This window comes from Variovorax sp. E3 (assembly GCF_016082275.1).
GTDB lineage: Bacteria > Pseudomonadota > Gammaproteobacteria > Burkholderiales > Burkholderiaceae_C > Variovorax.
Map to the genome: position 1 here is coordinate 1 of NZ_MOWM01000209.1, position 10,554 is coordinate 10,554.

Sequence of the window (10,554 nt, forward strand, 5' to 3'; positions counted from 1 at the left end):
CCGGCAGCGGCGAGCGGCAGGTGTTCGCGGCGCTGCTGCGCGGCAACGCCACCGGCGGCGGGGCGCGGCCATGACGGCGGTTCCATCTTTTTTTCAGCACCCGGAGGTGACATGGCATCCATAGACGACGGCTCCTGGAGCCCAGAAGACGCCCGCCAGTCTACGAACTGATCGGCACCGGCTCGGCCGACACCGACCTGGTCATGATGATCGAGAACAAGGGCTCGCCCGTGGAGGGCGAGCTCGACCGCAGCTTCGACGACGGCAAGGCGCGCCTGGGCATCGGCGGCTACTACTGGTCGGTGCAGGTGCCCGAGTCGTCGGCGCAGAACCAGGTGGTGCCCAACAACCTGATCGTCGCGCGCCGCAGCGACGCGGCCACCGCCACCCTTGCAAGCCTGCTGCGCGCGCAGGAGAAAGACCTGAAGGTCGTCATCAGCGCGTTCAAGGCCGGCGGCGACCAGCGCTCGCCCGACGCGCAATCGACCTTCGAGCTGGTGCTGGAGAACGCACGCATCTGCCGGCTGGTGCTCAGCTCGGGCGGCCACTGGGGCGAGCCTTCGGAGCTGATCTCCATCAGCTACCGCACGGTGAAAGTGCGCTCCGCGCCGCAGAAGACCACGGGCGCGCGCGGCGCGGTGCGCGAATGCCAGTTCACCCGCGCCTGAGCGCGGTCACGTCCGTTTCATCCGCCCCAAGGAGCCGCACCCCATGACGACCGCCGCCGAATTTCTCAAGGCCGCCGACCCGGCCGCCGCCCTCAAGGCGCTGACCGACGACGTGCGCGCCAAGCCCGCCGACAGCAAGCACCGCGTGTTCATGGCGCAGCTGCTGTGCGTGCTCGGCCAGTGGGAGCGCGCGCTCAACCAGCTCACCGTGGCCGCCGAACTCGACGCGCTGGCCGTGCCCATGAAGCAGGTCTACGGCGACGCCGTGCGCTGCGAGGGCCTGCGCGCCGAGGTGTTCGCGGGCGCGCGCACGCCGATGATCTTCGGCCAGCCCGACGCGTGGCTGGCGCTGCTCATCGAGTCGCTGCTGCGCCAGGGCCGCGGCGAAACCGCGCTGGCCGAAGACCTGCGCCAGCGCGCCTTCGACGGCGCACCCGCCATCGGCGGCACCATCGACGGCACGCCCTTCGAGTGGCTGGCCGATGCCGACATGCGCCTGGGCCCGGTGCTGGAGGCCTTCGTCAACGGCAAGTACTACTGGATTCCGTACGCGCGCCTGGCGCACATCAAGATCGAGCCGCCCGAAGACCTGCGCGACTGCGTGTGGATGCCCGCGCACCTGCAGTTCGAGAACGGCGGCGAAACCCTTGCGCTGATTCCCACGCGCTACGAAGGCACCGAGAAAGTCGCGGACGGCGAACTGCTTCTCGCGCGCAAGACCGAGTGGCGCGAGCTGCGCCCCGAGGTCTGGGCCGGCCACGGCCAGCGCGTGCTGGGCAGCGACGCGGGCGAGTACGCGCTGATGGACGTGCGCGAAATTCTCTTCACGCCGCAAGCCGAATCGCAAGAAGAACCGGGCAACGCCGATGGCTGAACTCACCGCGCAGGAGCGCCTGCAACCCTCTCTGCTGGACCGCCTCGTCGACCACGCGCCCGACGAGAAACGCGAGAGCGACGAGAAGCGCACGCTGACCAAGCAGGCGCTGCGCCAGGCCGTGCTGCGCGACCTCGGTTGGCTCTTCAATGCCACGGGCCACGGCCTTGCCATGGACGACAGGCAGTACCCCAACGTGGCGCGCTCGGTCATCAATTACGGATTGCCTATGCTGTCTGGCCAGTTCACCTCGTCGGTGCAGCGTGTCAGCATGGAACAGGCTTTGAAGAACGCAATCCTGCAGTTCGAGCCGCGCATTTTGTCCCGCACTCTCGAAGTTGAACTCGTCATGGAAGGCCCCGCCCTGGACTCCCACAACAGCATCGGCCTGCAGATACGCGGCATGCTGTGGGCGCAGCCGGTGCCCCTGGAGTTCCTGATGCGAAGCCGCGTAGACCTGGAAGAGGGCCGCATAGAGATCGTGGACATGGCGCAAAACCCAAGGTAAGTCCGCCCATGGACCCTCGGCTGCTGAGCCTGTATGAACAGGAGCTGCGCTACTTCCGCGAAAGCGCCTCGGAGTTCGCGCGTGCGTTCCCGAAGATCGCGCACCGCCTGGGCATCGAGGGGCAGGAGGTGGCCGACCCGTATGTGGAGCGGCTCATCGAGGCCACGGCTTTCCTGTCGGCGCGCGTGGGCCTGAAGCTCGACGCCGAATACCCGCGCTTCACCGGCCACCTGCTCGACATCGTCTACCCGCACTTCCTGGCGCCGACGCCGGCGATGGTGGTCGTGTCCTTCGTGCCCGACCCCGACGATGCCAACCTTGCGACCGGCCCGGCCTTGCCGCGCGGCAGCGGCCTGCGCGCGCGGCAGGCCGTGGGGCAGAACACGCACTGCGAGTTCCGCACGGCCAGCGCGCTGCGCGTGTGGCCCGTCGAGGTGCAGCGCGCGCAGTACTTCACCTACGCGCCCGACCTGCCGCTGAACACGCACCCGCAGTCGCGCGCCATTCGCGGCGGCCTGCGCATTGCGCTGCACGCGACGGCCGGGCTCCACTTCGACCAGATCGCGCTCGACGAGCTCGTGCTGCATTTCGGCGGCGCGGAAGACGTGGCCTGGCAACTGCACGAATGCGCGCTGGGCCAGCCCGTCGGCGTGCTGGTGCGGCCGCTGTCGCCGGCCGGTGCGTTGCAGGGCACGGCGCGGAGCCTGCCGGCCAGTGCCATCGGCGCGGTCGGCTTCGAGGAAGACGAGGCGCTGCTGCCCGCCACCGCCACGGGCTTCTCGGGCTTCCGGCTGCTGCAGGAGTACTTCGCGTTTCCGCAGCGCTTCCAGTTCGCGCGCATCGGCGGCCTGAAGGCGCTGCTGGCCGCGATGCCCGTGGCCGATGTCGAGATCGTGCTGCTGTTCTCGCGCGGCGACGCGGCACTCGAAAAGCTCGTGAGCGCCGACAACGTGCAGCTGCACTGCGTGCCCGCCGTCAACCTGTTCACCAAGCGGCTGGACCGCGTGGCGCTGACCGAAGGCGTGAGCCAGTTTCACCTGGTGCCCGACCGCACACGCCCGCAGGACTTCGAAGTGCACACCGTGACCGAGGTCATCGGCCATGGCGCGCCCGGGGTCGACGCGGCGGCGGCCGAGCAGCCGTTTCGCCCGTTCTACTCGGCCTTTCACGGCAGCCGGATCAGCCACCCCGCCTACTTCACGACCACGCGCGAGCCGCGCATGCTGTCGGTGCGCCAGCGCACCGAGGGCAACCGCAGCAGCCACATCGGCTCCGAGGTCTACATGCAGATCGTCGACCCGCAGCAGGCGCCGTACTCGGCCGCGCTGCGGCAGCTCGCGGTGACGGCGCTGTGCACCAACCGCGACCTGCCGCTGCTGATGCCGCTGGGCCGCGACAACGACTTCGACTGCGTCGACTCCTTCCCCGTGCAGCGCGTGCGCATGGTGCGCGGGCCCTCGCGGCCGGTGTCGCCGGTGGTGAGCCAGGGGCTGGGTTGGCGCGTGGTCGATCACCTGGCGCTCAACTACCTGTCGCTGTCCGACAGCACGCCGGAGCAGGGCGCCGCCGCGCTGCGCGAAACGCTGATGCTCTATGCGGTGCATGCCGACGAGATGCGCCAGGGGCAGGTGCGCGGCCTCTTGTCGGTGAAGAGCAAGCCCGTGGCGCGGCGCCTGCCGCTCAAGGGGCCGATCGCGTTCGGGCGCGGGCTCGAGGTGACGCTCGAAGTCGACAAGGACGCCTTCCACGGCCACAGCGTGTTCCTGTTCGGCGCCGTGCTCGCGCGCTTTCTCGCGCGCCATGTCGAGGTGAACCATTTCGTCGAGACCGTGCTGCGCATCGCGGGCAAGGGCGAGACCATGCGCTGGAGGCCGCTGTGCGGGACGCGCCAGATTCTGTGAGCACCCGTGTCGACAACGCGCTGCGCGAGTGGTCGGCCAAGCCGTGGGCTTTCGACTATTTCGCGGTGATGCGCCGGCTGGAGTCGGTCGCGGCCACCACGCCGCGCTGGGGCCGCGCGCTGCTGCCCGGCGCCGAGCCGGTGCGCGTGGGGCAGGAGCCGTCGCTGTCGTTCGCGCCCGCGAGCTTCAGCCGCTTCGAGCCCGCCACCGCGCATTCGCCGCCGCGCCTGCGCCAGCAGTTCTTCGGCTACATCGGCCCCAACGGGCCGTTGCCGGTGCACCTGAGCGACTTCATCCGCGAGCGCAGCCTGAACCATGGCGACCCGACCTGGCTCGCGTTCCTCGACAGCTTTTCGCACCGCTTCTCGCTGCATTTCTACCGCGCGTGGGCGCAGTCGCGGCCCGCCGTGGCGCTCGACCGTCCGGGCGAAGACCGCTTTCGCCTGCAGGTGGGGGCGCTGGTCGGCATCGGCACGCCGGGGCGCACGGGGCGCGACGAAATCCATGACGACGCGCGGCTGCATTTCTCGGGCTGGCTCGCGCGCCGCGTGCACAACGTGGAGAGCGTGGAGTCGGTGCTGTGCCACTACTTCGGCGTGCCCGTGACGCTGGAGCGCTGGGTCGGCCACTGGATGCGCCTGCCGGCCGGCGAACTCACGCGGCTGGGGCAGGGCGAGAGCTCGCGCTCGATGGGCATGGGCGCGATGCTCGGCACCCGCGCGTGGGACCGCCAGCACCGCGTGCGCCTGCACATCGGGCCGCTCACGTTCGCGCAGTACCGCATGTTCCTGCCTCTTCCCGAGGTGGGCAATGCGCGCCCCGTGCTGCAGCGCTGGATGCAGCAGCTGCTGGGCGACGAGCTCGAGTGGGACGCCGAGCTGGTTCTCGAGAAAAAGCAGGTGCCGCCCACGCGCCTGGGCGACGCCAGGGGCAACGGCCCGCGCCTGGGTTGGGTCTCGTGGCTCGGCGAGCGCGCGCGCTCGCGGGATGCGGCCGACGTGCGCATCGCCAGCCAGGGCGTCTTTCAATAAACCCATCGTCATTCGTTCAGAACACAGATACGGAGTCCTCCATGAGTGAAATCAGCCGCACCGCCCTTTTCGGCAAACTCAATTCGCTGGCCTACAAGGCCATCGAGGGCGCGACCGTGTTCTGCAAGATGCGCGGCAACCCCTACGTGGAGCTGGAGCACTGGTTCGCGCAGCTGCTGCAGGCGCAGGACTCCGACCTGCACCGCGTGATCCAGCACTACGGCCTGGACGTGTCGGTGATCGCCAAGGACATGACCACCGCGCTCGACCGCCTGCCGCGCGGCGCCACCGCCATCAGCGACTTTTCTCCGCACATCGAAAACGCCATCGAGCGCGCGTGGACCTACGCCACCCTGCAGTTCGGCGAGGCGCAGGTGCGCACCGGCTACCTGCTGGTGGGCATGCTCAAGACGCAGAGCCTGCGCAACCCGCTGTTCGGCTTGTCCAAGCAGTTCGAGAAGGTCAAGGTCGAGGACCTGGCCGACAACTTCGCCAGGATCTGCGACGCCTCGCCCGAGGCGCAGATGCGCGCGCAGGACGGCACCGGCATGGGAAGCGGCGCGCCGGGCGAAGACGCGGGCGCGATGGCGCCGGCCGCCATGGGCAAGGGGGACGCGCTGAAGAAGTTCGCGGTCGACCTCACCGAGAAGGCGAAGAAGGGCGAGATGGACCCGGTCACGGGCCGCGACGAAGAGATCCGCCAGATCGTCGACATCCTCATGCGCCGCCGCCAGAACAACCCGCTGCTCACCGGCGAGGCCGGCGTCGGCAAGACGGCCGTGGTCGAGGGCTTTGCGCAGCGCCTGGCGCGCGGCGACGTGCCGCCGCAGTTGAAGGACGTGAAGCTGCTCACGCTCGACATCGGCCTGCTGCAGGCCGGCGCGAGCATGAAGGGCGAGTTCGAACAGCGCCTGCGCCAGGTGATCGACGAGGTGCAGAGCTCGCCCACGCCCATCATTCTTTTCATCGACGAGATCCACACGCTGGTGGGCGCGGGCGGCGCGGCCGGCACCGGCGACGCCGCCAACCTGCTCAAGCCCGCGCTGGCGCGCGGCAACCTGCGCACCATCGGCGCCACCACCTGGGCCGAGTACAAGAAGTACATCGAGAAAGACCCGGCGCTCACGCGGCGCTTCCAGGTCGTGCAGGTGCCCGAGCCCGACGAGACCAAGGCCATCCTCATGCTGCGCGGCGTGGCCAGCGTGCTCGAGAAGCACCACCGCGTGCAGCTGCTCGACGAAGCCATCGAGGCGGCCGTGAAGCTGAGCCACCGCTACATTCCCGCGCGCCAGTTGCCCGACAAGGCCGTGAGCCTGCTCGACACCGCGTGCGCGCGCGTGGCCGTGTCGCAGCACGCGACGCCGCCCGAGGTGGAAGACTGCATGCGCCGCATCGAGGGCCTGACGGTCGAGCAGGAGATCATCGGCCGCGAGGAAGCCATCGGCATCGACGTGACCAGGCGCGCGGCCGCGGTGGCCGCGCTGCTGGCCGAATCGAAGGTGCAGCTCGATGCACTCAATGCGCGCTGGCAGGAAGAGAAAGGGCTGGTCGATCGGCTGCTCGAACTGCGCGCGAAGCTGCGGGCGGGGAACAAGCCGGTGGATGCGGCGTCGGCCGAGGGCGATGCGAAGGCCGTCGTGCCACCACCCCAGCCCTCCGCCAGCGAGGGAGGGAGCGAAGACCGCGCGGCGCTGCTTGAGGAACTGCATGCGCTGCAGGCAAAGATCCACGCGGTGCAGGGCGAGAGCCCGCTCATTCTTCCGTCGGTCGACGAGCAGGCCGTGGCTTCGGTCGTCGCCGACTGGACCGGCATTCCCGTCGGCCGCATGGTCAAGAATGAGGTCGAGGCCGTGCTCAAGCTGGCCGACACGCTCAACCAGCGCGTCATCGGCCAGAAGCACGGGCTGGAGATGATCGCGCGCCGCATCCAGACCTCGCGCGCGCGGCTGGACAACCCGCAAAAACCCATCGGCGTGTTCATGCTGTGCGGCACCTCCGGCGTCGGCAAGACCGAGACCGCGCTCGCGCTGGCCGAGGCGCTGTACGGCGGCGAGCAGAACATCATCACCATCAACATGAGCGAGTTCCAGGAGGCGCACACCGTCTCCACGCTCAAGGGCGCGCCCCCGGGCTATGTGGGCTACGGCGAGGGCGGCATCCTGACCGAGGCCGTGCGCCGCCGCCCCTACAGCGTGGTGTTGCTCGACGAGGTCGAGAAGGCCCACCCCGACGTGCACGAGATCTTCTTCCAGGTGTTCGACAAGGGCTGGATGGAAGACGGCGAGGGCCGCATGATCGATTTCAAGAACACGATCATCCTGCTCACGACCAACGCCGGCAGCGAGCTGGTGATGAGCATGTGCCGCGACCCCGAGCTGCTGCCCGACCCCAACGCGCTGGCCGATGCTTTGAAGGCGCCGCTGATGAAGGTGTTCCCGCCCGCGCTGCTGGGCCGCATCGTCACCATTCCCTATTACCCGCTGTCGCCCGACATGATGAAGAAGATCGTGCGGCTGCAGCTGGGCCGCATCAAGAAGCGCGTGGAAGCCAACCACGGCGTGCCCTTCGACTACAGCGACGCGGTGGTCGACCAGGTGGTGGCCCGCTGCCAGGACCCGGAGTCGGGCGGCCGCGTGATCGACGCGATCCTGACGAACACCGTGCTGCCGACGATTTCGGTCGAGTACCTGCAACGCCTGGCGTCGGGCGGAGAGATCCGCCGTGTTGCGCTGGACGTGAAGGACGCTGACTTCACTTATGCCTTCGACTGAGATGACGAAACGTCCTTCTGTTCGTCGCCCCGAATAGCCGCCTCCAAGAAGAGAAGCAAACAATGGCCGACAACGAGTTCCGCATAGAGACCGACTCCCCCGCCAAGGACGACCTGATGTTCTGGCGCATCGTCGGCCATGAAGCGCTGGCGCGTCCGTCGGCCTATGAACTTACCGTGTTGTCGAAGAACAAGGCCATCGAAGCCAAGGACATCCTGGGCCGCGCATTCGACGTGGTGATCGTGTTCCAGGACGCGGACGGCGGCACGCACGAGCGGCACTGCCAGGGCCACGCCGTGCGCTTCGTGCGCTCGGGCCACGTGGGCCGCCACTACGAATACCGCATCGCCCTGCGCTCCTGGTTCTGGCTGCTCACCAAGCGCAGCAATTCGCGCATCCTGCAGGACAAGAAAGTGCTCGACGTGCTCGACGCCGTGTTCGAGGACAGCCCCATCAAGCGCTTCAAGAAGACCAAGGCCGACAACGTCATCGGCACCCACAACCCCCGGCGCTACTGCGTTCAGCACCAGGAAAGCGACTACGGCTTTCTCTCGAGACTGCTCGAAGACGAAGGCATCTACTACTGGTTCGACGCGCACGACGCTCCCGGCACCATGCACCTGTCGGACGCCAGCGACATCGCGCACGACAAGCTGCCCGCCAACGACACCCTGCGCCACATGGCCACCGACGCCGCCGAGGCGCGCTTCAACGAAGTGTCGCGCTGGGTCAGCGGGCGGCAGTTCGACACCGGCAAGCATGCCTCGCGCGACAGCGACTTCAAGGCCATCAAGAAAAAGCTCGGCGCCGACATCGACGCGTCCGACGACCACGAACTGGCCACGCTCGAGATGTTCGAGTTTCCGGGCGGCTACTTCACCGGCGACGACGGCGAGAGCCGCGCCAAGCTGCGCGGCGACGAACTCAACGCGCGGCGCGACCGCCACTGGGCGCTCACGCCGTGGCCCGACGTGGCGGCCGGGCGCGGTTTCAAGTTCGAGGACGACCCCGACGGCACGCGCAACGGCGACTACATCATCGCGGCCTGCACCTTCGTCGCGAGCCATCGCGGCTACGAAGGCGTGAGCGCCAACGCGGGGGCCGCCGCCGCGCGCTCGGTGCAGGCGGCGCTGGGCGAGGTGCTGCGCGACGACGCCGTGAACGCCGACACCCTGCAGGTGCTCGAAGACCTGATCGCCGCCACGCCCGCGCTCGCGGCGGGGCAGACCGGCGCCAGCGCCTTCCTGCTCACCGTGATGCCGGCCGAGCGGCCGTTTCGCGCGCCGCGCCTCACGCCGCGCGTCACCATGCCGGGGCCGCAGACCGCCATCGTGGTGGGCCCCAAGGGCGACGAGCTGCACGTGGACGACCACGGCCGCGTGAAGGTGCACTTTCACTGGGACCGCTACGACGAGAGCAACGAGAAGTCGACCTGCTGGGTGCGCGTGTCGCAACCCTGGAGCGGCAAGGGCTGGGGCGGGTACTTCATTCCGCGCATCGGCCAGGAGGTGATCGTCGACTTTCTCAACGGTGACCCCGACCGCCCGATCATCGTGGGCCGCGTCTACAACGACGACCAGCCCATTCCCTACAAGTCGCCCACGCAGAGCGGCTTCAAGACCCGCTCCACGCCCGGCGGCGGTCCCGCGAACTACAACGAGATCATGTTCGAGGACAAGAAGGGCGAGGAGAACATCAACATCCACGCCGAGCGGAACATGAGCCGCAGCGTGGAACTGGACGACGCGACCACGGTGGACCGCGACCAGACCGTGACCGTCAAGCGCGACCAGAGCTCGACCGTGGTGCGCGACCGCAAGAGCGAGGTGGAGAACAACGACACCACCACCATCCACCAGTTCCAGAAGCTCACGGTCGGCAAGAACCAGGACAACCACATCGTCGGCTACCAGACCACCCACGTGGACATCGACCACGCGCTGCTGGTCAAGGGCAACCACAAGATCGAGGCCAAGGGCGTGCGCACCGACGTCACCGGCGGCAACGAGAACCGCTTCGTCACCGGCAACCAGACGGTCGCGGTCACCGGCAACATGAGCCAGAAGGCCGCGCGCATGACCTTCGAGGCCGGCCACATCGAGTTCAAGGTGACGGGGGCCAACTCCATCAACTGGGACGGGGGCGCGGCCCCCTACACGGCGGCGTTCCAGAAGTACAGCCTGCTGAGCAACACGCACCTGAACCTGATCGCGGTCGGCGACATCAACCAGACGTCGCTGGGCTCCAACACCACCGTGCTGGGGGCCAACACCAGCGGCTACATCGGCAACAACACCGAGGCCAACCTGGGCATGGCGCAGTCCACCTTCCTGGGCATGAGCACCGACAACGCCATCGGCCTGGCCATGAGCAACTTCCTGGGCATGCAGATCGAGAACACGGTGGCCATCCAGCTGATCTCGGTGGCGGCCATCGGGGTCGAGCGCAAGAACGGCGACCTGAAGGAGGCGCCGTTCCACATCCTCAAGGCGGGCGGCGGCGGGGGCGGCAGCGGCGCCACGCCCCGCGTCGACAAGGTGGCGGGCGCCTTCTCGGCGGTTAGCGCGATCTGGGGCATCTATACCGGGCGGGCCGGCGTCAAAGCCACCTTCAAGCAGTACGAGGACGCGGCCCAGCAACTGCGCGACGCCGCCGAAGACCCGTCGGTCTCGTCGGTGCCGGGGCTCAAGGGCCGGCTGCAGCGCATGGCCGCGGTGGCCGACGCGCGGCTGGAGCAGGGCCGCGCGCTGGCCGGTTCGCACTACGGCACCGACACCGCCATCGGCGCGGGCACCGGGGCC

Annotated in this window: 7 protein-coding genes; all 7 read left to right on the forward strand. The window is 68.6% G+C overall.

The genetic code is table 11. The features are described from left to right. Positions 1-203 precede the first annotated feature (203 nt). A complete protein-coding gene (locus tag BMG07_RS37340; protein WP_269759783.1) occupies positions 204-668 on the forward strand; it encodes a type VI secretion system tube protein Hcp in 465 nt (154 codons plus the stop codon). A 43-nt stretch (positions 669-711) separates the two neighbouring features. Beyond that, positions 712-1,542, forward strand: a complete 831-nt coding sequence (locus BMG07_RS37345) for a type VI secretion system accessory protein TagJ (RefSeq protein WP_198088711.1) — start codon at positions 712-714, stop codon at positions 1,540-1,542. Continuing rightward, positions 1,535-2,050, forward strand: a complete 516-nt coding sequence (gene tssE, locus BMG07_RS37350) for a type VI secretion system baseplate subunit TssE (RefSeq protein ID WP_198088712.1) — start codon at positions 1,535-1,537, stop codon at positions 2,048-2,050. Before BMG07_RS37345 ends, tssE begins: the two co-directional genes overlap by 8 nt. Before the next feature lie 8 nt (positions 2,051-2,058). Further along, entirely contained in the window at positions 2,059-3,951 is a 1,893-nt protein-coding gene (gene tssF, locus BMG07_RS37355) for a type VI secretion system baseplate subunit TssF (protein ID WP_198088713.1), read from the forward strand. Continuing rightward, positions 3,948-4,982 carry a type VI secretion system baseplate subunit TssG gene (gene tssG / locus BMG07_RS37360; RefSeq protein WP_307867269.1) on the forward strand — a complete coding sequence of 345 codons (1,035 nt, stop codon included), beginning with the start codon at positions 3,948-3,950 and terminating at the stop codon, positions 4,980-4,982. The genes tssF and tssG overlap by 4 nt, the downstream gene beginning before the upstream one ends. Positions 4,983-5,023: 41 nt before the next feature. Then, entirely contained in the window at positions 5,024-7,753 is a 2,730-nt protein-coding gene (tssH, locus tag BMG07_RS37365) for a type VI secretion system ATPase TssH (protein WP_198088715.1), read from the forward strand. Between the two features lie 62 nt (positions 7,754-7,815). Continuing rightward, positions 7,816-10,554 (forward strand): type VI secretion system Vgr family protein (locus BMG07_RS37370; RefSeq protein WP_198088716.1); only part of this gene is annotated, 2,739 nt, incomplete at its 3' end.

Excerpts from the sequence above, each read along its gene's own strand:
- BMG07_RS37340 (WP_269759783.1), top strand. The coding sequence starts at position 204 with ATGATGATCGAGAACAAGGGCTCGCCCGTGGAGGGCGAGCTCGACCGC.
- BMG07_RS37345 (WP_198088711.1), top strand. The coding sequence starts at position 712 with ATGACGACCGCCGCCGAATTTCTCAAGGCCGCCGACCCGGCCGCCGCC.
- tssE (WP_198088712.1), top strand. The coding sequence starts at position 1,535 with ATGGCTGAACTCACCGCGCAGGAGCGCCTGCAACCCTCTCTGCTGGAC.
- tssF (WP_198088713.1), top strand. The coding sequence starts at position 2,059 with ATGGACCCTCGGCTGCTGAGCCTGTATGAACAGGAGCTGCGCTACTTC.
- tssH (WP_198088715.1), top strand. The coding sequence starts at position 5,024 with ATGAGTGAAATCAGCCGCACCGCCCTTTTCGGCAAACTCAATTCGCTG.